The 26,860-nt window shown below is 40.0% G+C and carries 22 protein-coding genes and 1 other RNA gene; 1 reads left to right on the top strand and 22 read right to left on the bottom strand.

Translation table 11 applies throughout. From position 1 onward, the window contains the following. Positions 1-21 precede the first annotated feature (21 nt). From mnmA to ACZ47N_RS13595, 7 genes are all read right to left on the bottom strand, one after another. Positions 22-1,119 (bottom strand): tRNA 2-thiouridine(34) synthase MnmA, encoded by a 1,098-nt coding sequence (mnmA, locus tag ACZ47N_RS13625; RefSeq protein WP_464887075.1) that lies wholly within the window; start codon positions 1,117-1,119, stop codon positions 22-24. Between the two features lie 9 nt (positions 1,120-1,128). After that, positions 1,129-1,569, bottom strand: coding sequence for a Fe-S cluster assembly scaffold protein NifU (gene nifU, locus ACZ47N_RS13620; protein WP_464887074.1), 441 nt, complete (start codon positions 1,567-1,569; stop codon positions 1,129-1,131). A gap of 1 nt (position 1,570) precedes the next feature. After that, positions 1,571-2,746 (bottom strand): cysteine desulfurase NifS, encoded by a 1,176-nt coding sequence (gene nifS, locus ACZ47N_RS13615; protein WP_464887073.1) that lies wholly within the window; start codon positions 2,744-2,746, stop codon positions 1,571-1,573. Continuing rightward, positions 2,743-3,216, bottom strand: a complete 474-nt coding sequence (locus tag ACZ47N_RS13610; protein ID WP_464887072.1) for an RrF2 family transcriptional regulator — start codon at positions 3,214-3,216, stop codon at positions 2,743-2,745. The genes nifS and ACZ47N_RS13610 overlap by 4 nt, the downstream gene beginning before the upstream one ends. A 203-nt stretch (positions 3,217-3,419) precedes the next feature. Further along, the gene (locus ACZ47N_RS13605; RefSeq protein WP_464887071.1) at positions 3,420-4,574 is read right to left on the bottom strand and encodes an aminotransferase class I/II-fold pyridoxal phosphate-dependent enzyme; all 1,155 of its coding nucleotides are present in this window, start codon (positions 4,572-4,574) and stop codon (positions 3,420-3,422) included. A 21-nt stretch (positions 4,575-4,595) separates the two neighbouring features. Then, positions 4,596-6,272: a M20/M25/M40 family metallo-hydrolase gene (locus tag ACZ47N_RS13600; protein WP_464887070.1), complete on the bottom strand. Its 1,677-nt coding sequence runs from the start codon at positions 6,270-6,272 to the stop codon at positions 4,596-4,598. Positions 6,273-6,499: 227 nt separating this feature from the next. Further along, the gene (locus ACZ47N_RS13595) at positions 6,500-8,158 is read right to left on the bottom strand and encodes a M20/M25/M40 family metallo-hydrolase (RefSeq protein ID WP_464887069.1); all 1,659 of its coding nucleotides are present in this window, start codon (positions 8,156-8,158) and stop codon (positions 6,500-6,502) included. Positions 8,159-8,332: 174 nt separating this feature from the next. Between ACZ47N_RS13595 and ACZ47N_RS13590 the strand changes: the two genes are divergently transcribed. After that, positions 8,333-9,964, top strand: coding sequence for an amidohydrolase (locus ACZ47N_RS13590; RefSeq protein ID WP_464887068.1), 1,632 nt, complete (start codon positions 8,333-8,335; stop codon positions 9,962-9,964). On the opposite strand, the gene ACZ47N_RS13585 is transcribed toward ACZ47N_RS13590, so the two are convergent. The 15 genes from ACZ47N_RS13585 to aspS form a co-directional block, all read right to left on the bottom strand. Beyond that, complete coding sequence (locus ACZ47N_RS13585) at positions 9,955-11,274, bottom strand: replication-associated recombination protein A (RefSeq protein WP_464887067.1); 1,320 nt, start codon at positions 11,272-11,274, stop codon at positions 9,955-9,957. The two genes, ACZ47N_RS13590 and ACZ47N_RS13585, sit on opposite strands and share 10 nt — an antisense overlap. Positions 11,275-11,285: 11 nt before the next feature. After that, entirely contained in the window at positions 11,286-12,320 is a 1,035-nt protein-coding gene (gene ltaE, locus ACZ47N_RS13580) for a low-specificity L-threonine aldolase (RefSeq protein ID WP_464887066.1), read from the bottom strand. Positions 12,321-12,337: 17 nt separating this feature from the next. Then, positions 12,338-13,414, bottom strand: a complete 1,077-nt coding sequence (gene orr, locus ACZ47N_RS13575) for an ornithine racemase Orr (RefSeq protein WP_464887065.1) — start codon at positions 13,412-13,414, stop codon at positions 12,338-12,340. 1 nt (position 13,415) lies between these two features. Beyond that, complete coding sequence (locus tag ACZ47N_RS13570; protein ID WP_464887064.1) at positions 13,416-14,783, bottom strand: GlmL-related ornithine degradation protein; 1,368 nt, start codon at positions 14,781-14,783, stop codon at positions 13,416-13,418. After that, on the bottom strand, positions 14,773-16,983 hold the full coding sequence (oraE, locus tag ACZ47N_RS13565; protein ID WP_464887063.1) for a D-ornithine 4,5-aminomutase subunit OraE: 2,211 nt from the start codon (positions 16,981-16,983) through the stop codon (positions 14,773-14,775). Before oraE ends, ACZ47N_RS13570 begins: the two co-directional genes overlap by 11 nt. Beyond that, entirely contained in the window at positions 16,983-17,345 is a 363-nt protein-coding gene (locus tag ACZ47N_RS13560; RefSeq protein ID WP_464887062.1) for an ornithine aminomutase subunit alpha, read from the bottom strand. Before ACZ47N_RS13560 ends, oraE begins: the two co-directional genes overlap by 1 nt. Positions 17,346-17,416: 71 nt before the next feature. Further along, the gene (gene ortB, locus ACZ47N_RS13555) at positions 17,417-18,802 is read right to left on the bottom strand and encodes a 2-amino-4-oxopentanoate thiolase subunit OrtB (protein ID WP_464888448.1); all 1,386 of its coding nucleotides are present in this window, start codon (positions 18,800-18,802) and stop codon (positions 17,417-17,419) included. A 22-nt stretch (positions 18,803-18,824) separates the two neighbouring features. Then, on the bottom strand, positions 18,825-19,130 hold the full coding sequence (gene ortA, locus ACZ47N_RS13550) for a 2-amino-4-oxopentanoate thiolase subunit OrtA (protein WP_464887061.1): 306 nt from the start codon (positions 19,128-19,130) through the stop codon (positions 18,825-18,827). Between the two features lie 12 nt (positions 19,131-19,142). Continuing rightward, complete coding sequence (gene ord / locus ACZ47N_RS13545; protein ID WP_464887060.1) at positions 19,143-20,189, bottom strand: 2,4-diaminopentanoate dehydrogenase; 1,047 nt, start codon at positions 20,187-20,189, stop codon at positions 19,143-19,145. A gap of 76 nt (positions 20,190-20,265) precedes the next feature. Beyond that, entirely contained in the window at positions 20,266-21,681 is a 1,416-nt protein-coding gene (locus tag ACZ47N_RS13540) for a sigma-54 interaction domain-containing protein (protein ID WP_464887059.1), read from the bottom strand. Positions 21,682-21,710: 29 nt separating this feature from the next. Beyond that, positions 21,711-22,955, bottom strand: a complete 1,245-nt coding sequence (locus ACZ47N_RS13535; RefSeq protein WP_464887058.1) for a serine hydroxymethyltransferase — start codon at positions 22,953-22,955, stop codon at positions 21,711-21,713. 33 nt (positions 22,956-22,988) lie between these two features. After that, a complete protein-coding gene (locus tag ACZ47N_RS13530; RefSeq protein WP_464887057.1) occupies positions 22,989-23,441 on the bottom strand; it encodes a SoxR reducing system RseC family protein in 453 nt (150 codons plus the stop codon). Between the two features lie 111 nt (positions 23,442-23,552). Then, positions 23,553-23,726: non-coding RNA, 6S RNA (gene ssrS / locus ACZ47N_RS13525), on the bottom strand. 48 nt (positions 23,727-23,774) lie between these two features. Then, positions 23,775-24,986 carry a M20 family metallopeptidase gene (locus tag ACZ47N_RS13520; protein ID WP_464887056.1) on the bottom strand — a complete coding sequence of 404 codons (1,212 nt, stop codon included), beginning with the start codon at positions 24,984-24,986 and terminating at the stop codon, positions 23,775-23,777. An 89-nt stretch (positions 24,987-25,075) separates the two neighbouring features. Continuing rightward, positions 25,076-26,854, bottom strand: coding sequence for an aspartate--tRNA ligase (gene aspS / locus ACZ47N_RS13515; RefSeq protein ID WP_464887055.1), 1,779 nt, complete (start codon positions 26,852-26,854; stop codon positions 25,076-25,078). Between the last annotated feature and the right edge of the window lie 6 nt (positions 26,855-26,860).

Here is a 26,860-nt window from a genome sequence, read left to right as displayed (position 1 = left end):
TTTTTTATCGTACAGCTTGAATTATGGTATTCTTGAATGGATAATGCCACCACCAACCACCAACTCTTCTTGATAAAAAACAACGGATTGGCCAGGGGTTACGGATTTTTGAGGTTCTTGAAAAATCACTTTTACTTGATTTTGATTTTCAGGGGTTGGATGAATATGTGCCTCTACTGGTTTAGCGTTGTAACGGATTTTAACCTTTAACTGCATCGATTCTTTCAATTCTTCTATGGCAATAAAATTAAGATCTTCCGCCAATAGCCCTTTTGAAAAAAGATGTTCCACAGGCCCTACGTGGATGGTATTGGTAGTTGGGTCGATGCCAGTCACATAGACGGGTGTGCCTAAAGCTAGATGTAAACCTCTCCGTTGCCCAATGGTATAATGAAGGATTCCCTTGTGCCTTCCTACTATGTTGCCAGCCGGATCCACAAAATTTCCTTCTTCAGATTTTTGCTGTTGATAGGTTTCAATAAACTCCCCATAGTTATTCAGGGGAACAAAGCAGATTTCTTGACTTTCTGGTTTGTTGGCCACGGGTAATCCTAGTTTTTCCGCTAGTTCCCTGATCTCTTCTTTGTGATAGTGCCCCAGTGGCATCAATGTGTGCTCCAATTGAAACTGAGACATATTATAGAGGGCATAGGTTTGATCTTTGCTTTCTGTAACGGATTTTTTTAATTGGTATCGCCCAGTTTTAGAGTCTTTCTGAATTAGTGCATAATGGCCTGTGGCCACATAATCGCATTCTAACTGCAGGGCTTTTCGAAGCAATTCTTCGAATTTAACGTATCGATTGCAAGCAATGCATGGATTGGGGGTTCGGCCACCTTGGTATTCTTTCACGAAATAATCAATTACTTTTTCCTGAAAGTAATCTTTAAAATTCATCACATAAAAAGGGATGTCCAAATGATTGGCCACCCTTCTTGCATCTTCTACAGCACTTAGGGAACAGCAGCTATTTTCTGGCTGGTCATTTTCTTCTTTTTCCTCTGGCCAGATTTGCATCGTAACACCGATTACCTCATACCCTTGTTCTTTAAGTAGGTACGCTGCTACGGAGCTATCTACTCCACCGCTCATTCCCAGCAATACTCTTTTTTTCTTCATATATTCACCTTATTCCTCTTCGCCGTGATCATGATGATCCTCTTCTGCATCTGGGTCAAATCCTTCCAATTCTTTGTAGTACAGATTATGCTTTTTGGCATAATCAAAAATAGCGCTTTTGATGGCTTGTTCTGCCAGTAAAGAACAGTGCATTTTTGCAGGAGGAAGTCCATCCAATTCTTTTGCTACTTCATAGTTAGAAAGATCCAGGGCTTCTTCTACGGTTTTTCCTTTCACCATTTCTGTTGCCATGCTTGAGGAGGCAATGGCAGAACCGCATCCAAATGTCTTGAACTTAACATCTACAATGATATTGTCTTCAATTTTAAAATACATTTTCATAATATCGCCGCATTTTGGATTACCAACTTGGCCTACGGCATCTGCATCTGGAATTTCACCTACATTTCTAGGGTTGGTAAAGTGATCCATTACTATTTCGCTATACATATTATTTGGCTCCTTCCTTCATGGTTTCATAGAGTGGTGACATATCCCGCAGTCGCTGTACAATAGGTGGAAGTTGCTCTAGGACATAGTCTATTTCTTCTTTTGTATTCTGATCTCCTAAGGTGAGGCGTAAAGAACCATGAGCCATTTCATGGGACAAGCCCAAAGAAAGCAGCACATGAGAAGGATCTAAAGAGCCTGACGTGCAGGCAGAACCACTGGAAGCGGCTATTCCTACCATATCCAAGCTGAGCAGCATAGACTCTCCTTCAATAAATTCAAAGCTGACATTTACATTATTAATTAATCGTTTATCTGGATGACCATTGAGACGGGTATGAGGGATGGTAGTAAGAATCCCATTTAGTAAACGATCTCTCAGCTCTGTTAAATGCTTGGTATGTGCTTCCAAGTTTCCATAAGCCATTTCGGCGGCCTTTCCGAAGCCAACAATTCCAGCAATGTTTTCTGTGCCTGCTCGTTTCCTGCGTTCTTGTCCACCACCATGAATAAGGGGGTGAATCTTAGTGCCCTTCCGCAAATACAAAGCACCTACACCCTTAGGGCCATAGAGTTTATGCGCAGATATAGAAATCATATCTATTGGCAAGGTTTTAGTGTCGATTTTAAAATGACCATAGACCTGAACCGCATCTGTATGAAATAATATTTTGTTTTCTTTGGCAATGGCCGCAATTTCTTCTACAGGTTGTATGGTTCCAATTTCATTGTTAGCATACATAATCGTAATAAGAATGGTATCTGGACGCAAGTTATTCTTCAGATCTTCTACTGAAACAAGGCCTTGATCATCCACAGGAAGATAGGTTACTTCAAAGCCTTCTTTTTCTAAATGCTGACACGTGTGAAGGACAGCATGATGCTCGATACTACTGGTAATAATATGTCGTCCCTTGGATTTCAGGGCTGCTGCCGCTCCTTTTATAGCCCAGTTATCTGATTCTGAGCCACTACCCGTGAAAAATATTTCTTCTGGTTTGGCATTGAGGGTTTTGGCAATTTGGTCTCTAGCCGTATCCATGGCTTTTTTATTGTCACGGCCAAAGCTATGAAGGCTAGATGGATTGCCATAATAATCTTTTAGATAGGGGATCATTTCATCCAGCACATCTGCTTTCACTGGAGTGGTAGCACTATAATCTAAATAGACTTTCATATCATCATCTCCTGTTCTTTGTCTTCCTGCAGTTTTTCAAGGGTTATATTGTTAATTTTTGCGTGGTCATTGATCATATCTTGTAAGGTCATGGTATCGATGACATCGTGAATACTATTCAATATCTTTTCCCAGACGGTTCTGGTAATACATCTTTCAGCATTATCACAACTACTATTCTCTGAATCTAAAACGCATTCAGAGGGAGCTAAAGGCCCTTCCAAGGTCAACAATACGTCGGCTACAGAAATATGCTCTGGTTGCTTCATCAACATATAGCCACCCTGAGCTCCTCGAACGCTTCGAACAAGCCCTGCTTTCCGAAGTATTGCAATAAGTTGCTCTAGATAGTTTTCTGGTATTCTTTGTTTTTCAGCAATAACTTTTAAAGGCACCGGCCCTCTTCCATAGTGCAATCCCAGTTCAAACATTGCTTTAAGACCATAACGACCCTTAGTGGATAAAATCATATTTACACTCCATTCTATTGCAATATCTATAGTATAGAATACCCGACTAAATTTGTCAACATTGGAGAGTCAGGTTACAAAGGATCAGATTATGGCAACAAGAAAAAAATTATGCAACTCATAGAAAAAGGTGCACCCATTATGGATACACCTCATCATATTTAACCTGGTCCTCTGTAACTTGTTTTTATGGTTAAGTGTTTTTACAATTGTATTTTTTCAATTCGATCAAAAGCTTCTTTCAACTTACTTTTTCCAACGGTGCAAGCGATTCTCAGGTAGCCTTCCCCGCAACGACCAAAGGAGTTGCCTGGGATAGTAAGCACCTTAGCCTGATCTAAAATCATTTCGCTTGCTTTCTCTGAAGTAAGACCACTTTTTTTGATGTTAATAAACAGATGGAAGGTGCCCTGAGGCTCTAAAACGCTCATCCATGGAATTTGATTGATTCGTTCTGCTGCATAGAATACTCTTTCTTTGTATTTTTCGAAGGCAGCCGGTAAGATAGTTTCTCTATTTCTCAAAGCATAGATGGCTGCTCTTTGTGAGATAGAGGGTGCTGTAAAGACTAAATTTTCGTTGATCTGTTGACAGATCTGGATAAGTTCCCGAGGTGCAATAATATTGCCCACTCGCCATCCAGTCATGATGTAGTCCTTGGAAAAGGTATTAATCACCACTAGTCGGTCTCGAATATCACCCATGGTTGTCATAGACTGGAATTTCCCATTAAAAACCAGGGCTCCATTCACCTCATCGGCTATGATCAATAAGTCTCTTTTAATAGCAATATCTGCGATGACTTGAAGGGTTTCTTCGCTGTAAACAGCACCTGTTGGATTTCGAGGTGAGTTCACAATAATGGCGCGGGTTCGTTCATTAATGCTTTCTTCTAGTCTTTTTAGATCAATCTGAAAGTTTTCTTCTTCATAGGTTTCCAGTTCGATGGGGGATCCTCCAGCCATTTCTACTTGCTGATAATAAGGGGTAAAATAAGGGGCTGGAATAATCACTTCATCTCCTGGATCCAAGACAGCTTCTAACACTAGATACATGCCAAGGCAAGCGCTGGCAGTTACCATTACTTCTGTATCGTCCACCAGTGATCGGAACTCATCTCGATAGTAATGACAAATTTCTTGTCTGAGCTCTGGATCTCCACGAAAGTCTGTGTAGTGGGTATGTCCGTCCATTGCATCCTGAAAGGCAGCTTTAATAATGCCTTCGTCTGTATTTAAATCTGGATCGCCTAGACTTAGGTCAATCACATTGGCATATAGTTTAGAACGTTGATCGACGGCACCCATGGGAGTAGTATGGTCTTTCCAGTAACGTTTGGCAATAAATTTATTTTTCATGTTCACCCTCCTGACTTCTTCTTATTTTTCTAACAGATAGGTAATGGTTTCGAATAGCAACTCCGGCATTACATCAAAAGAGAAAGGCCGATGAAGTCGCTCGGTAAATTGATGAGCATCTTTCCCAAAAGGACCAATATTGGCTACAGGTACATTAAAAGCACGCATCTCTTCAATTGGGAGCTCGTATTTATCTGGCCAAGCTGGCATATTGGTAACTAATTTGTCGATAATAGCCTGGTTCTCTGTAACGCTACAAAAGCTTAAGTCTGATATATATGGATAAAACTTCCTCACTTTTAACGGTTGTTCGATTTTCGGCTGTACTTTATGGGCACTATGTTGAAGGGCATCCAATAGTTTTTGTTCCTGTTCATTTTTGCCATTAATATACATATGAGGATAGTAAGGCGGCGCAAAATAAACAACGATCATTGGATCTGGATCCGGATTCATTTTGCATACTTCTTCGACAATAGCAAGGCTATAGGCTCGGTCATCCATTGTATCTGGATCTAATCGTCGTTGGAGTGCTGCAATTCTCTGGTGAAGCTTATACCCAAGTTCCTCGGCTACTTTTCGGTATAGGGCATCAAAGGTATATACTTTTGTTTTCCATGGAAGTTTATTATGAGGAATTTCGCTCATTTCACAGTAATTTTTATAATGATTATTGAGTCGATCCACTACGGTATCAAAGGCTTTTTCTGCTTTCTTTACGAGTTTAGTCATGACTTCATCTGGTTCACTGCCATGTGTAGCGTAATTGAAATATAGATGAGCTGATTTAGCAATCTGAACAGAATAATCTGTTTTTAAGTCTCTTTGTTTCAAGGTGATTGGCGGTACCGTTACTTCACCGTCTGCAACATCACATAAATCATGGGCTAAATTAATCTCACTAACGAGTTCTGCAGACAGTTCGTTAGGATCTAATCCGTCAAAACTCTGGCCTACGTGGGATTCTTTACCAACGATGTAGAAAGAGGGAAGTAACTTCCCGATGGTTCCCACATAAATATAGCGATTATCATCGCCTTCATATCGTGAAGTCATATAGTCTGTATCCAATACGGCATTATAGATTAAATTATCTTTTTCTTTCATCTCATTTAAAAGCTTCAAGGCACTCAACATTCCAGCTGAGTTTCCTTCTTCATCTGGTACTGCAAGAAAGATAATATTTCCCTTGAAAAGATCTGGATTTCTAGCTGCTTGCAGCATATGAGAAAGGTTGGTGGCTACGCCGCATTTCATATCAAAGATACCTCGACCAAAAAGCCACTCCCCGGAATCCAGATCTTTCTTTGCCTCTTCAGGTAATGTCATTTCTTTCAATGCTTTTGCCAACGCTTCTGGATCTGTGGCGATATGCTTTAAATCACGATAGTCTTCGATACCAACGGTGTCAATATGGCCTAGTAAAATAACCGTATTCTTATACTGACCATCGCCACCTTTCACGTAGGCAATAACATTGTGTCTTTGATCTTGTCCGTCGCATTTCTGAAAATGAAGATGATCTGGATTTTCCAGAAAATAAGGCTCTTCCTTCAGTTTATTGTAGAGATGCCATGCAATCTCCAGTTCACCGCTGGTTTCCACAGCACTTGGTATTTTCGTCAACTCTATGGTGAATGCTTCTGTGTTTTTTTTGATCTGATCAAGATGATCATTCAGGTTGTTTTTAGTATCCAACAGTACACCCTCCTTCAAATTATCTAGCAAGCGCAAATATATGTGCATATTTATTTTGTTTACGCGAATCTCATTGTGCACAATTTGTTTATTTATGCAAGCTATTCATATTATATTTGGATTTTACGGAATATTATATATTATTATGGAAATTTATACACGACTTACAAGGGCAGACATAAGGAAAATTAATTTGCACCTATGTGCAAATTAATTTTCCTATTGTTTTACACTTCTTCTTTTATCATTTCTTCAATGGCATAGGCTAATAGTTGTGGATAAACCCTAAACGAATAATCTGCATGTAATCTTTCAGTATTTTTATGGGCATCTTTTCCGTAAGGGCCTATATTCATAACGGGCAAGTCTAGTTTTTTAATGGTTTCTACAGGAAGCTCATAGCTAAAGCCCCAATTGGGCATATTAGGCTTAATGTTGGTAATGACATCTTCTGCATTTTGTAAAGAAACGAAGCTTAAGTCACAAAGGCCTGTAAAAAATTTTTCTACGCCTAGGTCTTCATTAAACTCTTTTTTAGCATAATCTGCTACCATATCTACCACTTTATTGGCTTTTGCTTTTTCAGGTGTTTCTGTAGAAGGCTTTATATGGGGATAATAAGGAGGAACGTAGATCAAGATAATTTTAGGATCTTTATCTGGACAGAAGGAATACACCTCTTCCATCATTTTAACCGCTAAAATTCGCTGATCCATCTCAGGCTGTTTTTTCCATTCAGCCATACATTGTTTCATATGATCCTCAAATTCTTTGCCACCATTTTTTTGGGCGATCTCCACCAATTCTCCATAGGAAAGCACTTGTGGTTTCCAATCGTAAAAACTACCTTGAGAGTTAGACATTTTGAAAAATGTTTCCGTTTCTTTTCGTTGTTTATCCAAAGACTCTTTTACCGCATCCATGGCTAAATCTCTTACTTTATCAAAGAAATATTTTGGTGATTGATTAGCGGTCAAAAAGTTATAATAGGCATATGCTGATTCTGGAGTTTTAACATTATAATGAACTTTTGTATCCGTTTGTTTTAGAGAAGTTGGTGGTGAGAAAACTTCTCCTTCGTAAGAATCTGCTAGATCCATATTTAATTCAATCCTACGAGTTAATTCAGAAATAATCAAGTTGGCATTAAGACCTGTTAGAGAGTCTCCACCATGGGTTTCCTTTCCAATCGCATAGGCCATTAGAACAAATTTTCCTAGGGTTCCTTTGTAGATATATTTGTTACAGTCCCCAGGGTAATAGGGAAACTGAGATTCACCATCGATACATACCACATATTCTAAGTCATGCTCTTGTGATAACTGCATCAAGTTTTCAGAAGCGGCAATCATCCCCAAAGAATTGTTTTCTTCATCAGGAACGCCTACAAACAAAAGATTCCCATCAAAATTATCTCGATTTCTTGAAGCCGCCTCCAGCATGGCCATGGAAACAGAGACACCACATTTCATATCCATAACGCCTCGGCCAAAAATCCACTGACCAGACTCAAAATCTTTTTTTGCATCTGGATTCATCGCTTCTGGATCCAGTCTTTTCAACAATTCTTCTGGTTGAAAGGCTACATCTTGATTTTTGCCATAATCACTAATATCTACGGTATCTGTATGCCCCATCAAAATAACCGTTTTATTCGTTTTTCCATTTCCTTTTACTAAAGCGGTGACAACTTTTCGCTGAAAGCCATCTCCAGGTATTGGATGGCATTGAATATAATTTGGATTTTCCTGAAAGTAAGGCATTTGTTTGAATTGATTTGCTACCATGTCTGTTGCCAAGTTTTCATCAATGGTTCCAGATATGCCTGGTGTTTTAACCAGTTCATAAAACATGTTTTCTAGCAATTCTCGATTAACAGTAAGCATAAAAACCCTCCTTTAGTAGTCTAACCAATTTAATAATGCAAGCTTCGTACCAAATTAGCAGAATTTACATATTATTTTATCTGGTAAAGGTTTTCCTTTAAAGAGATTATGGTATAATAAAGGAATATTTCGTTTTATTCTGATAGACAGTTCTTACCCTAAGGAGTGAAATAAATGCAAATGAATCAACCTAAGACTCTCTTCCACAATGCTCATTTAATCAGTTTTCCAGAAATGCCTAAGGGAGATGCTTTTTTAGTTTCCAATGGAATGATTGAAAAAATTGGATTTTTTCATGAACTGATCGAAGAAACCAATTCAAAGGTTTCCACCATTGATCTGCAAGAAAAAACAGTTGTCCCTGGACTGACAGACTCCCATATCCATATGCTTGCATACGGGGCTACCAAAGAACAAGTGGTTAACCTCAAAGAAGTTAGTTCCGTCAAGGAATTGAAAAATGAAGTATTAAACTTTATGGATAGAAAAAAAATTGAACCAGGCCAATGGGTCAAAGGTTCAGGGTGGAATCAGGATGCTTTTCCAGATCACAAAATACCCGATCGTCGAGATTTAGATGCTATTTCTACGGAACATCCTATTAAATTGCTCCGCATGTGTTACCATATTTGTTCTGTTAATACAAAGGCCTTGGAGGTTGCGGGTATTACAAAAGATACGGTGGATCCTGAAGGTGGCCGAATAGACAGGGATGAATATGGAAACCCCACAGGAGTTCTGCGAGAAACCGCCATGGAATTGGTCAACCATGCGATTCCTCCTCTTGTCGATAAAGAAGAAATGAAAGAACTGATTCTTTCGGCATGTCACGATTTAGTCCGTCATGGTTTTACGACGGTTCATACGGATGATTTTGGATTTGTGGGTGACAGACAATCTCTATTAGATGCTTATAGAGAATTAAACGAACAAGGGGAGTTACCTCTTCAGATTGTATTGCAGATGATCATTTTCCATGAGAAGGATATGGATTTTTATATTCAAAACAACTTGCAATCCTGGAAACCACAAGGGCAGCTAATGCCAGGACCTATTAAAATACTAGGGGACGGGTCTCTTGGTTCCCGAACAGCCGCTCTTCACGATGCCTATTCTGACGACGAAGAAACATCTGGTTTTTTATTAATGTCTGAAGATCGATTAGATAGGATGATTAAAAAGGCTTTTGAAAATGGATTTGATGTCGCTACCCATGGTATTGGAGACAAAACCATCGAAAAGGTTTTGGATCTATACAAGAAATACGAAGATCTTTATCGGACAAAAAATTTGAGACCATCTATTATTCACAGCCAAATCGGAAGTCCCTCTATTCTCAAAAAATATAAAGATAGTCAAATAATCGCCAATATACAGCCAATTTTTTTACATTCTGATATTCATATCGCAAAAGATCGCATTGGTTCCAAACGATTGAAATATAGTTATTGTTGGAAAACTTATTTGGAAATGGAAATTCCTACGGTAGGAAGTTCGGATGCACCTGTAGAGAGCTTTAATCCTTTTTGGAATATCTATACGGCGGTTGCCAGAAAGGATTTGGAGGGCAGTCCCCAAGAAGGGTGGATTATGGAAGAGGCTCTTAGTTTAAAAGAGGCCATGGAGCTTTTCACCCAAAAGCCACCCATGCTATCTGATGAGTCTCATATAAAAGGTCAATTAAAAAAAGGGTATGAAGCCAATTTTGTCGTTCTTGAACAGGATCCATTTAAAGTAGAAATCGAGTCTTTAAAGAACTTCAAGGCCTATGCCACGTATTTCTGCGGAAAAAAAGTTTACGGTTGATCTTTTAGCTGTTTCATGTATTTTTTGTGTTTTTTTTCTTCTCCTTGGTCTGTTATTTCGTAGTAGACAGTTCCAAGGAGGGTATCTGGCATGTATTGCTGTGCCACATAATGGTTTGGGTAAGCGTGGGCATACTGATAATCAATGCCATGGCCTAATTTGGATGCTCCTTGATAATGCCCATCCTTCAAGTGTTTGGGAACCTCTGTATGGGTGCGCTGGATGTCGGTCATGGCTTTATCAATGGCTAAGTATGCCGCGTTGCTTTTGGGAGCTGTTGCCAGGTAAGTAACCGCTTGAGCCAGAGGTATTCTAGCTTCAGGCATGCCAATATGTTTAACGGCATAATGGGCTGCCATGGCTACTGACATTCCAGCTGGGTCTGCGTTTCCAATGTCTTCGGAAGCAGAAATTATAATTCTCCTTGCAATAAACTCTGGATCTTCACCAGCGGCAATCATTTTAGCCATGTAATGCAGGGCTGCATCTGGATCACTGCCTCGTATGCTTTTTATAAACGCAGAAATCACATCGTAATGTTGGTCTCCATCTTTATCATAGCGAACCGCCCGTTTTTGAATGGATTCTTGGGCATCTTTCAAGGTAATCACCAAAGAACCATCTTCCTTTGGTGTGGTGCTAAGGGCCGAAATCTCTAAGGCATTGAGTCCACGCCGAGCATCTCCTCCAGCCGTCTCCGCCAGATGGATTAAAGCCTGTTCTTCCAAAAAAATATTCAGCCGTCCCAAGCCTCTTTCTTTATCTTTAACACTTCTGTTTAATAGCTCCATAATACTGGTTTCAGACAATGGTTCTAGTTTTAAGACGGTAATTCTGGATAATAGAGCATTGTTCACCTCAAAATATGGATTTTCTGTGGTGGCACCGATTAATGTAATAAGCCCTTTTTCCACATGTGGTAATAAGGCATCTTGTTGATTTTTTGAAAATCGATGGATTTCATCGATGAATAGTAGGGACTTTTTACCTGAATGTTTTTGAAGATGAGCTGCATCTTCAATGACTTGGCGAATATCTTTGACACCAGCCATGACGGCACTCAGTTGAAAAAACTCGCTGCCGGATTGTTTTGCCAAGATACGAGCCATGGTTGTTTTACCCGTTCCAGGGGGGCCGTATAAAATAAGAGATGGAATACGATTCGCTGCAACGCAACGAGCCAGGAACCTACCCTTTTCCAGCAGATGCTCCTGGCCAATAATTTCATCAATGGATTTTGGTCGCATTCGATCTGCCAGTGGTGCCTGTTCTGTAGTTTTTTTTTGATTGGCAAGATCCAGTAAATCCATTTATTTCACTCCTATACTTTTAAAATACGACTCATTCGAAGGACGGCTTCCTGAATATCTTCTAGAGAAACATCTCGATGGGTCACAAAACGAATTACTTCTTCATTACGTGCATTTGCAAGAATACCATTTTCCTTCATCACTTCAACGAAATTAGGGGCTGTCCACCCTTCTACGGACAATCGAGCGTTGATGATGTTGGTATGTGTATTATCAATACTTACGTCAAATAGAGCCGTTTCATAGAGAGACTCAACCAAAGCAGCTGCATTTTTATGGTCTTTAGGAATTTGTTCCAGCAGTTGATTAAGAGATACAAGGCCGCAAGCCGCTAATACTCCAGCCTGTCGCATCCCACCACCTAGCATTTTTCTTAGTTTTCGTGCTTTTGTAATGAATTCCTTAGTTCCAACTAGGAGACTACCTACTGGCGAACATAGTCCTTTTGATAAGCAAAACATGACAGAATCTACATGGGCAACGATTTCTTTTGCATCGATATTGAGATATGCGGCTGCATTGAAAACCCTGGCGCCATCCAAATGTACAGGCAATTTGTGTTTGTTAGCCGTGGCTTTTATTGCAGCCATGTTTTCCATGGGAAGAACTCGTCCACCAGCCATGTTATGTGTATTCTCTAAGCAAATCAGCCCAGTTTCAGGAAAATGAATATCATCATGTCGAATGGCTTGTTCAACATCCGCAGGATTCATTTCCCCACGGTTGCCACAGATGGTACGGGCTTGAACTCCTGCTAGTCTGGCAATACCAGCCACTTCATAAAGATAAATATGTGAACTTGCTTCTAAAATAATTTCCTGACCTGGGAGGGTATGGGCCATAATAGCGATCAAATTCCCCATAGTCCCCGTAGGAACCAGCAAGGCTTCTTCTTTTCCTAAGAGTTCCGATGCTTGTTTTTCTAGTTGATTTACCGTTGGATCATCGCCGTATACGTCATCGCCCAAAGACGCCGAGGAGATTGCCACTAACATTTCTGGTGTTGGCTTTGTTACAGTGTCACTTCTTAAATCAATGATTTTCATTGTTTCACTCCCTTCATTTATTTTAGGCCACCACTTACGAGTTGTGTGCACACATAAGGACTCGTAGTAAGGGCTAACATGGCTCCATAGCTAAGGGAAAAACGGATTTCTGATCCGATGTCGTATTCTTTTTCTGCATCTGTAATATCTAGGATCATATGATCACTGCTACTACCCAATATTGATACGCCAGGTTCTAAGCTTTGAACAGGGTGGGTGGCTACGTCTTGTTTTCCTACGGCAACGATGGCTCTTTTTCGAATTCCTTTGTCTTCAAAGGTAGGGGTTCCCCCAAAAGCATCCATTCCTATTTCTCCAATAGGAAGCGAAGGCTTTTCTCTAATTTCAATGACTTCTGCTACTAACTGAAAGATGTCGTAGTACATATCTGGAACACGTTCACCGAAAGCACTTTCTGTACCTAACAAGATAGACTCTCCGATTCGCAAATTAGAGACGCCTTTTGGCATTCTGTTTTTCATCATTAAATAAAGACTGCTGCTGTTCCCACCACTGATAAACTCAAGTTTTCTACCTACCTTGGATTCTACCGCTTCCGCCATTTGAATGAGAGCGCCCAAGTTTATTTCATTTGGTATCACTGCACCAAAGCAAGTTAAATTTGTTCCAATTCCAATCAGGGAAATATGTTTAAGTCTTTCCATCTTCCCAACCATCCTCAGGAGTTCCTCCTCTTTCATAATTCCTTCCCGAAGATCTCCTAAATCAACCATCAAAATAACTTGATGTAATAAATTTTGCCTTGCGGCAGCGTCATTTAAGGCTTGTAATGTTTTCCACTCGGAGTTTAGACTTATATCCGCATATTTTACCACTGTTTCAGCCTGGCTAATCATAGGAAGCCTTAAGAGCATTCTTCTAGCCCCAACGGTTCGTAACTTTTTTAAATTTTCAATTCGGGAATCCGCCAAAATTTGGATCCCCCCAGCTACTAAGGCTGCTGCAGCCTGTGGATTGGCACAAAAACCTTTTGTTACGGCTGCTGGTGTAACGCCATGAGGTTCAGACATTCGACATATCTGCCTAGCGTTATGTTTGAGTTTATCCGTATTGATTTCTATTCGTGGGTTCATGCTATTCATCTCCATTCCAATCCATACTTTGCTTCATTAAGCGAAAAGCAGCTTCCGGGTATTTTTTTGATAACACGCCTAAAGAAGCCATGATGTAATCATGATCTAATAGCACTTTTGCTTCTTGCATAGGCATCATTTTATTTTTATGATTAGAACCTAGGATCTGACGAAGCATTTTTTCGCCATTTGGCAATCGAGTCAAAGCACCACCAGTTCCAATGACATATTGAATCCCTGAAAGGTCTTTACCTTCAGCCACCGTAGTTTTACCACCAGGACCGTACAAGTTGCGTATTTTTCCTACATGGCGTTGGATAGAAACATTTACAGCTTCTTGGGTTAGTCTTTGGGCAAACTGAATCTGGGGTTCTGTGGTGGGGATAGGTACGTGATGGGCTATCATTTCCTCCATATCAAAATCCATTTCTTCCTGCAAAACTTCCTGTCCAATAAGCTCTACAATATTTTTCATATTTACATAAACGCCTAAATCACCTTCAACGGTTCTTTTAGCTATTGGTTCTGGACTTAGAAGAATTCGATTGATTTCTTCGCTTCCTTCCGTCACAGAATGCAGATCTGTAGTAGCACCTCCAACATCAAAAACAATCAAATCTCCGATTCTTTCTTTCAATAGTTTAGCGGCTACCATCACAGATCCTGGTGTTGGAATGATTGGACCCTTCACCATTTCACGAACCATTTGCATCCCAGGTGCATGAATAATATGCTCTTCAAAAACATCTTGAATTACTTTACGGGTGGGTTCTATGTTTAAATTATCTATTTGTGGATATACATTTTCCACCAAATAAAGTCGACTTTTGGTTTCTTCAAAAATAAGCCTAATTTCTTCCTGATTTTCTATATTCCCAGCATAAATAATAGGCACGTTTAAATTCAATTGAGCAATTTTTTCTGCGTTTTCAATGGCTGTTTCTTTTTCACCGTAATCTACTCCACCAGCAATGAGTATAATATTAGGCTTTATTTCCTGTAGTTTTTTTAAGTCGCTGCGTCGTAATTTCCCGGCAGTAATTTGATGCAAATTCGCTCCAGCACCTAAAGCAGCTTCCTTGGCTGCTCTTACGGTCATATCGTAAACAAGTCCATGAACCGTCATTTTTAAACCACCTGCCGCACTACTAGTTGCCAGCATTTCTTTATATTCAATAGAGGTTTGGCCTAAGTTAGAGGCTAAATCATTAATAGCGCCCTGAAGGCCGATGCGAACATCGCCCTCCAGCACGCTGGTAGGTGCCTGACCTTGGCCAAAAAATACGGGTTCCAGGCTGTCAATATCCTTAAAGGCATTAACAACCGTTGTGGTACTTCCGATTTCAGCTACAAGGACATCAATTTTCATTTTTCATCTCTTCCATTCTTTTTACCATGAAAGTAGCAACATGAATTCCTTTGCTTCCCCGTCCAAATCCGGCATCTACTCCCTGCTTAACTGCAATTTCTGGCGTTACCTGTGTCCCACCAGCAATTAATATCACTTGATCTCGGATGCCTTTTTCAATGCAGGTCTCATGAAGTTTTTTCATGTTTTTATAGTGGATATCGTCATGACTAATAATGGTGGAAGCTAAAATAGCATTGGCATTTAATTCAATAGCTGCATCCACTAATTTTTCAATGGGTACAGAGGTTCCAAGATAATGACTATCGATGCCGTATGCTTCTATCCCACCATGTTTGATATCAATGATTTCCCTAAGACCAACGGAGTGTTCGTCCTCTCCAACAGTGCCTGCTACAATTCGAAGTGGATTCTTTTCCACTGCTTCTCTTATTTGATCGACAGACATTACTTCAGGCTCTGGTGGAATCACTAAATCATTTTCATCGATGGTGAAATCGACCTTCCCTTTTAGTTCCACTCGAGTACCTTCAGAAGGATGCATTACTTCCCGGTGGATTACTTCTACTTCTTTTAAATTCATTTTTTTGGCGAATTCAATGGCCGCATATTCAGCTACTCGACGTGGTTTTGGTATAAACATATTTAACATAACAATTCCGTCGCCCAACCATTCCATTTCTGGTTTGATGGTCGTCGTGTTAATTAAATCTTTCTTTTCTTCCAGTCGAAGATGAACGTTATCATTTTCATCCAACTCGTCAATAAAAATAATCTTTTCTGGCTTTTCAAGGGTGCACCCATCAATGAGTTGTGATGGATCGTTGACAGCCGATGGATCGAATTGTGCCACATTATTATGACCAAAATGCGCGGTAACCGGTGCAAAATAATCTTCATCTCGCTCATATACCGTACCATAACCAACGCCACCGTCAATTTTACGAGAAATCCCATCTCCATTTCGTTCTGGATAATGACCTGAGTCTACAAAGAAACCATCTTGAACGGCTTGGAAATAACCACCAGCTTCCAAGACTTCTTCCATAAACAGAACGGCTCTTTCTTTTATTTCCCGACTTCGATCATGAAGATATCCGTCTTCTTTTAACTGGATCATGCTCATGAGATCATCCATTCCAACAAAAGCTTGTTTAGCGGTGTCACAGGCTTCAATATTGTAAATGTGCCATGGAACATTTCGCCCTTCATCTGGAGTAATGGTAGATTGAATATCTGCTCGCGTAAGTCTGGATATAAGTAGGTTAAGCGTATGCGTAACCGTTGCTTCTCGGGTGGATGACTCAATGTATTTTGTATTCATTTGTGCACGCATTTTATATTCTTTAAACAATTGTCTAAGGGCCACCGCATAGGGAAGATCTAATTTCATACTCGGAGCTGGTGGTGCTGTTGGAGGCACCGTAGAAAGACAAATGTTTTCTTTTTTCATACCTACTTTTACTGAGTACATTGAATTTAGAGCATGTTGTACTAAAAGTTCTGGCATGACTTTCCATGCTTCTCGTGCTGTGGCATTGGCATTATGCGCACCATCAATTTGTGCAATATCAGCCCATACCATCACTTTTTTTGCTTCAGCTGCATCTACAAAGGAACGGACCATATTGATATTTCGGTAGAGTACGTTGTACTGCGGATCCTGATGAGCTCCATTAACGCCTTCTTCTGCAAACATAACAGAAATTTCTGGCCCAGCCACTCCACTGATATAGGAGTGATAGTTAAGAGGTCGTCCTACTTCTTCCTCAATTAAATCCAAGGCTTTACGTTGTGCTCTTACTTGTTTTCGAGTAATTGGAATACCACCAATACCTGCTGGGGTCCCTTCAATCAAACCATCAAAATGACTTTGTCCAGCTGTTCGTATGACCATCAGATGGTCAGCACCATGCCAGGCAGCCATGCGCATACGACGTATATCATCTTCAAAATGCCCAGAAGCGATTTCTGTTGTGATCACAGAGTCTGGTTGAGGATCTATATCTCCAAAATATTTGGCAGAGGGAAGAGGCACACTATTTTCCAGTGGCGCAGAACAATCTTGGAATTCAAAAGGTCCTATTTCTTGATTTTTCTTTTTTGCTCGCCAAGTCCATCCTCTTCTTTTGGGTCTATATTGGTCTAAGTCTTTCAGTAAGTTGACAATATCTAATTGTTCATTTGGTTTTAAATCCATTATTTCGCCTCCTTAAACAGGGACGCCGCTTCATCCCAAAGATTTCCTTCTACTAGCTGAAGGCCTGTTTCACGGATATCCATCTTTTTCTCTTTTGCCAGCTTATACACGACATGTCCAGCCCCTTTGCCCATTAAGCCTCGATCCATAACACCATCCACAATGGATTTAGCTTCAATGCTAGAAAACCCCATCCGGAGCAATACAGATCTTTCGATGGAGGGAGACGTATTTTTTTCTGCTAGTTGGATCATGGGATCCACTATTTTTTCTGCCATTTGCCAAAATCGTAGTTCTAGTTCTTCATCCGATAAGTTTTTTAAATGTTCGCGTCGTTTTTGAAAATCGTCAGCGCGTTTCATTTTTTTCACCTCATTTTAATTAGTAATTGAGGCGGCCATAAGCCGCCTCTGTGTCTTTTCTTATTATATCATTACTGACGGTTGATTTCCAAATTTTCCAATTGTTCCTCCACAAATCCTCGAGAGGCATTGGTTTCGATGACTAAATATTCTATGTCTTCATCCGTAATTTTTTCAGCTTGCGCAACGGCATTTTTAATTAAAGATTTTCTTAATTTGTTCATATCCACTTCTTGAGCTTTAATGAAGGATAGGTCCTCTGGTAAAATAATGTTCTTTCCTTTTTCTTCTTTTCGAGGATCCCCAAAGAAAATTTCGATTCCGTTTTTCCGTGCAAACGTTAATTGGGCATTAATATGTTTGCCAGCTCCTGTATACTCTGTTTCCTGCACTACAATAATCTTATCTTCATCCATTTCCTGTGCCAAACTAAAAGCTGCCGCTAAAGCTGTATTTCCAGCAGGCCCTCTTTCAAGGCCTTCCATTTGCGCTAACAGTTCTGTCATTAGGAATACTTCCCCCTGGTTTACCAATACATATCGATCCATGTATCGAAGGGGTCTGGCTGCAGATCGTGGAACATCTGATCGATCTGGACTAGTAGCAAAAGGCATACCAAATCCTGTATGGCCCGTTGTAAAGGATTTGAGGTTAAACTGGTTATCACTAGCCATGTGTAGGCCTGTTAAATCCACGCTTGCTGCAATTATTTTCGTATTATCTGCACCTGCTTTTATAAGACCTCTAGCCGTTCCCGTTAGATTTCCACCACCTGCATTGGTGCAAATGACCGCATCTGGATCACGGCCTTCTCGTTCGCGAAACTGCATTGCAATTTCATACCCTAAGGTTTCTACTCCTGCAATCCCAAAAGGCGTGTAAAGAGACGCATTAAAGTATCCTGTTTCTTCTAACATCTTCAAGAAAACATAGAACAATTCTGGACCTACTGAAGTCTGAACTACTTCTGCTCCATAGGCTTCACACTTTCTTGCTTTTTCAATGATTTCGGGTTGGCCTACATAATTACTGTCGTAGCATTCCTGAACAACAATGCATTTCAAACCATGCATCGCTGCCTGGCTGGCAACAGCAGCTCCGTAGTTTCCACTAGTGGCAGCAATAACCCCTTTATAGCCAAGCTTTTTAGCGTGATAAACGGCATTGGCTGCCCGTCGTGCCTTAAAGCTACCAGAGGGATTGGAGGCTTCGTCTTTGATAAAGATTCTAGCTCCCTTTCCTTTTGGTGCATATTTTCTTGCAAGTTTTGTCAGGTTTTTCATTTCTAATAGCGGTGTATTTCCTACTCCAGTCTGACCCTGAATTTCCTGCATTTCAGCTAAGGTATAGCCAGTTTCCTTCATCATCCGCTCATAGTCAAAGCCGATTCCTTCTGCTTCATAGGTTGCATAATCAATACCCACTGAGTCTTTCATGATTTGAGGTTTTCGATTCATGACAGCTTCATAGCTAAAATCTTTATTCAAGGTCTTCACCTCCCCATAAAGCGTCTCTTCCCATTGTCCCGATCTGAAGCAATTCTGGTACAAAATCACCAAAATCATGTTTGTAGCTTGGCTCCACTTCCATGACCTGACCTTTAACTAATCGACCCGTAATGGTTTTTACCGTAGCAATACTTTTCACTTCAGCATCTTCCTGAAGAAATCCTTTTGCCCACATAATCAAAGGTACTTTTTTAGTGTCTTCAGGGAGCTGTGGAGCCCGGTGACCGGACTCTAATATTGTATCCTGTATTTTTACCCAGGTTCCTTTTTTAATCATTCTCATTCCCTCCTACTTTTCCAATAAATCTCTCATGTCACCCATTATAGCTCTTGGTACAGGTAGATCAAGCATTGTTTTTAATCCAGCACGGCTATTAATGACATGAGGAATCATGTTGACGGCCATAGCAATGGTGCCAGTTCCACCTGGAATTTCAGGTTGAATGGCCATATTGATATCTGGATTTCCTCGAACCCAAATATAATCTCCTGTTTCTTGTCCTTCCAAGTGTGGATGGATTTGCTGTGGATGCTCCATATCGATTTTAACCACACCATTAACTTCACCAGTAGCACAATGACGGCATCCAGCAACGTTTCCAGCTTCAACTTTTACGTGATCTGTTTCTCTTTCTACGGTGCTGACAATGGGTTCTCTAGTTTGATCAATCTTGTCGATTTTAAATCCTAGACCATCGCCTACCATTTGAATACTTTCTGGGAATCCAACATGTCCAACAACAGATCCATCTGCAACCCCTTTATTGAAGGCATCTTCTGTAAGGCCAACACCTTGTCCTTTCATGACCGTACCTCCAAATGGAGAAAGATCGTTGACACGAGAAGCTTTGATAAAGTCTACTTCTTCACAGGTACCTGTTAAGGCTAGAACTAGTAAGTCTAAAACAAATCCTGGATTAATGCCGGTTCCAAGTATGGTGATATCGTTTTCTTTAGCAATTTTATCCATTTCTTCTGCTAATTCCGGCTCTTGTGTTTTTGGGTAAGCCATCTCTTCTGCAATAGAAATAATATTGATGCCATTTTGAGCAACTAATCTAATTTTATCCATGGTGTCTTTTGTATGTGAATCCGTTGCAATCAAAACCACGTCTGCACTTTTTTTCTTCACAATTGATTCGATATCATCGGTAATGTAGATGGGGTCTCTGTCTCCACGCTTAATGTCTAATACATCGTAAACATCTTTACCAACATAGCTTGGGTTTCGTCGACATACCCCTACAATATCCACGCCTTGCTTGTTTAGTAACATTTTCGCCATACCACTTCCCATAGCTCCAAATCCCCAAATAATCACTTTAATATTTTCCATAATAAAAAACCCTCCTTCTCATTTTTGTTGCTTATATCTTAATGCAACTTTTATGCCAAAAGAGGGTTTTTATTGTTTAAACCCTGAGTTTTTTTATTTTATGTTGAAGGGTTTGACGCTTGATACCCAATTGCTTAGCGGCCTGGCTTATATTTCCATTGGTGGCTGCCAGTGCTTTTTTAATGTAGGTCACTTCTACTTTTTGCATTAAATCGTTTAAAGATAAGGGAGCATCCACTTCCAAGTGCAAACTATTTTGCTCTTGTGCAAATTTTTTCTCCGCTTCTCTAAAGAGGTATTCTGGAAAGTCTTCTTTTTCTAAAACATTCTCTGAATGGGTTAAGTTCATGGCGCCTTCTATGGCATTTTCTAGCTCTCGAATATTGCCTGGCCAACTATATTGATAAAATGCTTCTTTGCATTCAAATTCAATGCTTTCTATGCTTTTACCCAGGGAGTCATTGTGCTTCTGAATAAAAGACTTTGTAAGGATTTCGATATCTTCTTTGCGTTCTCTTAGTGGAGGAATCACAATGTTAATGACATTAATCCGATAGAATAAATCTTTTCTGATAATATTGTGCAAGAGCAAATTTTCTGGCGCTTCGTTGGTGGTAGCAATAATACGTACGTCTACGGGGATATCTTTTAATCCACCAACTCTTCTAACATAGCCCTCTTGCAGTACTCTCAAAAGTTTCGCTTGCAAATCTCTACCCATGGAGTTTATTTCGTCCAACAAAATTGTTCCACCATTGGCTTGCTCAAAAAGGCCTGGTCGATCAATAGCCCCAGTAAAACTACCTTTTGAAGTGCCAAAAAGAATGCCTTCCAATAGGGATTCTGGGAAGGCGGCACAGTTTTGTGCAATAAAGGGATGGTTTTTTCGTTCACTGGCATAATGAATTCCTTGAACAAAAAGCTCTTTTCCAGTGCCTGTTTCACCATATACCAATACGCTAGAAGAAGACTGAGCTGCTTTTTTTGCCATTCTCATGGCTTTTAAAAAACGCGGGCTCTCTCCTTTGATATTCTCAAAGGTATAGTAGGAGATCTGATTCTTTTTCTTAGCAGAAACAGGGTTACTTAAACTTTGTTGCAAGCGCATAATTTCATCGGACATTTCTTTTATCTTAGTGATATTTCGTGCTATTTCAACAGCTCCAATGATTTGGCCTTCATAATACAAAGGTATGGTTGAATTAATGGTTGTAATCTTCTTTTTTTGCTTATTGAGATATACTTGACTTTGATTCATGATTGTTTTTTCAGTCTTTAAAACTTTAAGAAGTGTACTGCTTTCTGTATCCATTTCTGGAAAAACATTTAGAAACTTTTGTCCCATCACTTCTTCAATAGACATGCCTTCCAATTCAGCCATGGATTTATTGTAAAGAATGGTGAATCCATTTCGATCGATGACATGAACTCCTTCATCAATGGTTTCAAGTATCTTCTGCAGAATGGTCATCAGTACATTTTTAGTTACCATGACATCCCTCCTGATACAGGTAACGTTTCTTAACAGCTCGTTGATTCATAGAGCGTGTATTGTTTGCTTAATTCTGCTACTTTAGCTCGTACCTGCTGTTTTTGTTCTGGATGAGCTATGATTTGTGCCATACATGCTGCAATGATTTCCATGGCCTCTTCATTCATTCCCCTTGTAGTGACGGCTGGAGTTCCAAGGCGAATTCCACTGGTGACAAAAGGACTCTCTGGATCAAATGGAATTGTATTTTTATTGCAAGTAATGTTTACTTCATCTAATAATTTTTCTGCTTCTTTTCCTGTAATGCCTTTATTTCTCAAATCTACTAACAATAAGTGGGTATCAGTTCCACCTGAAACCATTGTAAATCCATGACTTTCCAAGGATTTGCTTAAATGTTTGGCGTTGTTTAAGGTTTGTTGTTGGTACTCTTTGAATCCTGGTTCCAAGGCTTCTTTAAAGGCAACTGCTTTGGCTGCTATGACATGCATCAGTGGGCCGCCTTGAATCCCGGGAAAAATTGATTTGTCAATCATTTTTGCGTGCTCTTTTTTGCAAAGGATCGCACCACCTCGTGGGCCTCTGAGGGTTTTATGCGTAGTAGTAGTCACAAAATCTGCATAGGGGCATGGGTTTTGATGAAGTCCAGCTGCAACAATCCCAGCGATGTGAGCCATATCTACCATTAAATAAGCACCAACTTCATCGGCAATTTCTCGAAACTTTTTAAAGTCAATTTCCCGAGGGTAGGCACTGGTACCGGCTACGATCAGTTTTGGTTTTTCTTGCTTGGCAATAGCCATTACTTGGTTATAATCTATTTGTTGTGTCTTTTCATCAACCCCATAATCTACAAACTCATAATAAGCTCCAGACATGTTCACAGGGCTACCATGGGTTAGGTGACCTCCATGAGAAAGATTCATCCCCAACACCTTATCTCCTGGCTTTAAAATAGAAAAATAAACACCAAAATTTGCTCCAGAACCTGAATGTGGTTGGACATTAGCATGTTCTGCATCAAATAATTTTTTCATTCGATCTCTTGCTAGATTCTCAGCTACATCTACTTCTTCGCAGCCTCCATAATAGCGATGGGCTGGATAACCCTCTGCATATTTATTAGTTAATTGACTTCCCATGGCTTCCATGACCGCAATAGAAACAAAGTTTTCTGAAGCAATCAACTCAATATTATCACGTTGCCTCCTGGTTTCTTTCTGAATCACATCATAGATTTCTTGATCTTTGTCTTTTAAACATTCAATAATCATATTTTTTCTCCTTTCTTGTCCATTCAAGGATTTTTACGATGACGTTTCTATTTCTTCTGGATGATCAATAATATCAGCAATATTAGGGAGCATTCGCTCTTTGAAGCTTCTTTTTTTCTCGCTTCTGTTTAATAAAAAATAGGCGAGGCCTGTGGCAGAAAAGGCTATAACCGCAGTTAAAAGTTCTTTGTAGACTCCCACGCCTAACAGTCCTAAAACAAAATGACCCATTAAGACTCCTGCTATTAAAAACAAAAGTGGTACTACATACATTAGAAAAGCAGCGGTTAAGACGTATTCATTTTCCATTTCTACCTCAACCCAATCCCCTTTCTGTGCATCAAGCTGATTTAAAGCCTCTAATTCAATAGGTTTTTCAGAAGAGCCCATTTTACAGGCATTGCAGCCAGAACAGCTAGCATGACGCTGCATTTTCACTTTTGCTGTTCCATCCATCACTTGAATGACTTGTCCGCATTGTTTCATTCTTCTTGCTCCTTTCAACTATCTGCACATCATACATAGATTCCTTTTGGTCCCTTTATATGTATTCCCAGTTTTAGATAAAAAAAACCCCTTAATCTAAAGGGTTTTTAGGTAGTACCCGCCATGCCGTATATCGACCGTTTTGACCCTGCTGTCGCAGGTGGGTGCTCTGCCTGCAGCTTCTTAATTCCCTAAAGGGCTTTTATTCCACTGCAGGACTCCGAATTCCCAAGGTAATAGTGTTGGCTCAAAACTAAGCCGTATTTACGCACACGGCAGGATTGCTACATATTTATCGTACCACATTCCCAAGCGTTTGACAACAAAAAGCATTTAAGAAAGAAGGCTTTTCAAATAGTCATAAATTACTTCAGCTGTTTTTACAACACTTTTTAAATCAACATACTCATCAGCTGTATGAAAATTGCCACCTTCTGGTCCAAAAACATATGTGGGCACCTTTACTCTACTTCCTAGATAATTAAAGTCTCCAATACTCGGAAAATAACTAATAGTAGGATGGGTTCCAGTTACATTTTTAATGCTTTCCTTCATGGCTCTCGTATAGGGATTACTCTCAGAAATTGTATAAGGATGAAACCCTCCGTTATCAGGGTGAGGAGCTTCACGGAATTTCATCGAATAGTCGCCTTTCAAGTTGGCTCTTTTTGCAGCTTGATCCACTTCATTTCGTAAAAAACTTAAATCTTCACCTGTAACCGTATGGCGAAATACAGTGAAAGATGCTTTATCTGGTACGCTACAAGCAGCTCCACCACCTTGGAAGTCAATAATGGCAAAGGATCCCTTCCCCAGTTTAGACACTTCCCTAAGCGGGCTTTTTTTGAGTTCCATCATGAGTTTAGCCGCATCTTCGACAGCATCGATGCCTTTCTCTGGTGTTGCAGCATGGGCACTTTTCCCATAGGTTGTTACGGTATAAGACCAGCCACCACGAGCGCCAAGACAGAGGGATGGAAATTCATTATCTGTGAAGGTACCTCCAGGCTCAGTTACAATGGCCACATCAATAAAGTCTGTAATTCCATCTAAAATCAGAGCGTCTGTTCCAAGACCGTAAGGCCCTTCTTCATCTGATACAAAGGTGTAAAGAATCTCACCGTTAAAGGAATCCACGGTATTCACAAAGGCCTCTACAGCCAACATGATCGCTACACATCCAGCTTTCATATCAACGGCACCGACTCCATAAAGCTTTCCATCTTCCACTTCGGCCCCCAATGGATCTTTTGTCCACCCTGCACAAATTTCAACGCTATCCAAATGGCCATTTAGTAATATATGGGGGCCTTCGTCTTGACCTTTCATTCTTCCAATGACATTGGTCCCCCGAAAGTTGGTGACTTTCTTTTCGTGATAGCGATGATAGGATGCATCTAATCCCTTGGATTTCAGCCAATCATGAACGTATTCCATGATTTTTTCTTCCTGAAAATACGGACTGTAAATACTTACCATGTCTTTTAGTACTTCTGTTGCGCGTTCCAGATGGATATAATCGCTTACTTGTTTTGCTTCCTTCATGGTCATCCCCTTTCCCGCTGGTTCTTACCCTATATACGATTACTTCATTCTATTGTATCAAAACAGAATTCTCTGTCAATTGCTTTGCTCTATTTCGTCCTTAATCCAATATGAAGTTCTTCTAGCTGGCTTTCATCCGCTGTACTTGGTGCATCTGTCAACGGACATGTGGCGTTCTGTGTTTTAGGAAAAGCAATGACCTGACGAATATTATCTTCTCCTGCTAATAGCATCACAAGACGATCCAAACCAAAGGCAATCCCACCATGGGGAGGTGTCCCATATCGAAATGCATCTAATAAAAACCCGAATTTTTCTTGGGCTTCTTCTTCAGAGAAACCAAGTGCTCTAAACATATCTGACTGCATTTCGGAAGAATGAATCCGAATGCTGCCACCGCCTATTTCATACCCATTCAGTACAATGTCGTAGGCTTGAGCTCTCACGGAAGCGGGGTCTTTTTTAAGTTTTAGATAATCTTCTTCCACGGGTGCGGTAAAAGGATGGTGCATTGCAACATAGCGTTGGGTTTCTTCATTAAACTCTAATAAAGGAAAATCTGTTATCCAGACAAACTGATAATCTTCTTCCTCATAGAGTCCTAAAGCATCTGCCAGCTCTGCTCTTAAATGTCCAAGGGCTGCTGCTACGACAGAGGGCTGATCAGCTACAAAAAGCAATAAATCTCCAGCTTTAGCCTCCGTTCTTTCCAAAAGGGATGAAATTTCTTCTTCTGAGAAAAACTTGCCAATGGGTGCATTAACAACGCCATCTGCTTCCACTTTCATCCATGCTAAGCCTTTAGCTCCGTAAGTTTTTGCTAGTTCTTCTAGTTTTGTAATATCTTTCCTGCTATAATGTTCTGCCTGTTCTTTAACATTAATACATTTTACCTGTCCTTGTTTTTTCACTGTGTCTGCAAAGACTTTAAAGCCAGAATTCTTCATCAAATCAGAAAGATCGATTAATTCCATGGCAAATCGAAGATCTGGCTTATCTGAACCAAATCGATTCATAGCTTCTTGATAGGTTAAACGTGGAAAAGGCAGTGATATATCAATGCCTTTCACTTGCTTCAAGACATGCTGTAATAATTTACTATTAAGCTCAATGACTTCTTCTTGATCGACAAAAGACATTTCACAATCTATTTGTGTGAATTCTGGTTGACGATCTGCTCGTAGGTCTTCATCTCTGAAACATTTTACAATTTGAAAATATCGATCCATTCCTGAAACCATTAATAACTGTTTGAATAGTTGTGGTGACTGTGGCAACGCATAAAATTTCCCTTCATTGACTCGACTTGGTACTAGGTAATCTCTGGCGCCTTCTGGTGTAGGCTTCGTTAGCATAGGCGTTTCCACTTCCGCAAAGCCTTCTTCTGTCAAAAAAAATCGTACTAGATTCGACACTTGCTGTCTTAAGAGAAGATTTGCTTGCATGGATGGTTTACGTAAATCAAGGTATCGATACTTCAGTCTTAGGCCTTCGGTAACGTCATCGTCATCTTTGATATAGATGGGAGGGGTATCTGCTTCATTAACAATTTTAAGTTTTTCGGCATATACTTCGATTTTTCCAGTTGCTAAATTAGGATTTTCTGCCTGTCGTCTTTCTACTTTACCCGTAATAGAAATCACATATTCCGAACCTAGTTTTTCTGCTTCTTGAAAAGCTTGGCTAGATAAATCTTGATCGCATATAATTTGAACTAACCCTGTTCTGTCTCGAAGGTCAATAAAAATCAATCCACCTAAATCTCTTCTTTTTTGAACCCATCCGTTTAAGGTTACTTGTTGCCCTATTAAGGCTTCGGTCAAAACGCCACACATATGGGTTCTTTTATCATAAGATTTTTCTGTCATATCCTC

The sequence above is a fragment of the Tindallia texcoconensis genome (genome assembly GCF_055383815.1).
Note: the sequence above shows the minus strand (reverse complement) of the source record. Positions and strands in the feature narration are given on the sequence as shown.

Excerpts from the sequence above, each read along its gene's own strand:
- ACZ47N_RS13590 (WP_464887068.1), top strand. The coding sequence starts at position 8,333 with ATGCAAATGAATCAACCTAAGACTCTCTTCCACAATGCTCATTTAATC.
- nifU (WP_464887074.1), bottom strand. The coding sequence starts at position 1,569 with ATGTATAGCGAAATAGTAATGGATCACTTTACCAACCCTAGAAATGTA.
- mnmA (WP_464887075.1), bottom strand. The coding sequence starts at position 1,119 with ATGAAGAAAAAAAGAGTATTGCTGGGAATGAGCGGTGGAGTAGATAGC.
- ACZ47N_RS13560 (WP_464887062.1), bottom strand. The coding sequence starts at position 17,345 with ATGAAACGCGCTGACGATTTTCAAAAACGACGCGAACATTTAAAAAAC.
- orr (WP_464887065.1), bottom strand. The coding sequence starts at position 13,414 with ATGAACCCACGAATAGAAATCAATACGGATAAACTCAAACATAACGCT.
- ACZ47N_RS13520 (WP_464887056.1), bottom strand. The coding sequence starts at position 24,986 with ATGAAGGAAGCAAAACAAGTAAGCGATTATATCCATCTGGAACGCGCA.
- oraE (WP_464887063.1), bottom strand. The coding sequence starts at position 16,983 with ATGGATTTAAAACCAAATGAACAATTAGATATTGTCAACTTACTGAAA.
- ACZ47N_RS13605 (WP_464887071.1), bottom strand. The coding sequence starts at position 4,574 with ATGAAAAATAAATTTATTGCCAAACGTTACTGGAAAGACCATACTACT.
- ortA (WP_464887061.1), bottom strand. The coding sequence starts at position 19,130 with ATGATTAAAAAAGGAACCTGGGTAAAAATACAGGATACAATATTAGAG.
- ltaE (WP_464887066.1), bottom strand. The coding sequence starts at position 12,320 with ATGAAAATCATTGATTTAAGAAGTGACACTGTAACAAAGCCAACACCA.
- ord (WP_464887060.1), bottom strand. The coding sequence starts at position 20,189 with ATGGAAAATATTAAAGTGATTATTTGGGGATTTGGAGCTATGGGAAGT.
- aspS (WP_464887055.1), bottom strand. The coding sequence starts at position 26,854 with ATGACAGAAAAATCTTATGATAAAAGAACCCATATGTGTGGCGTTTTG.
- ACZ47N_RS13585 (WP_464887067.1), bottom strand. The coding sequence starts at position 11,274 with ATGGATTTACTGGATCTTGCCAATCAAAAAAAAACTACAGAACAGGCA.
- nifS (WP_464887073.1), bottom strand. The coding sequence starts at position 2,746 with ATGAAAGTCTATTTAGATTATAGTGCTACCACTCCAGTGAAAGCAGAT.
- ACZ47N_RS13540 (WP_464887059.1), bottom strand. The coding sequence starts at position 21,681 with ATGGTAACTAAAAATGTACTGATGACCATTCTGCAGAAGATACTTGAA.
- ACZ47N_RS13595 (WP_464887069.1), bottom strand. The coding sequence starts at position 8,158 with ATGCTTACTGTTAATCGAGAATTGCTAGAAAACATGTTTTATGAACTG.
- ortB (WP_464888448.1), bottom strand. The coding sequence starts at position 18,802 with ATGAATCGAAAACCTCAAATCATGAAAGACTCAGTGGGTATTGATTAT.
- ACZ47N_RS13530 (WP_464887057.1), bottom strand. The coding sequence starts at position 23,441 with ATGAAACAATGCGGACAAGTCATTCAAGTGATGGATGGAACAGCAAAA.
- ACZ47N_RS13610 (WP_464887072.1), bottom strand. The coding sequence starts at position 3,216 with ATGATTTTATCCACTAAGGGTCGTTATGGTCTTAAAGCAATGTTTGAA.
- ACZ47N_RS13535 (WP_464887058.1), bottom strand. The coding sequence starts at position 22,955 with ATGATTATTGAATGTTTAAAAGACAAAGATCAAGAAATCTATGATGTG.
- ACZ47N_RS13570 (WP_464887064.1), bottom strand. The coding sequence starts at position 14,783 with ATGAAAATTGATGTCCTTGTAGCTGAAATCGGAAGTACCACAACGGTT.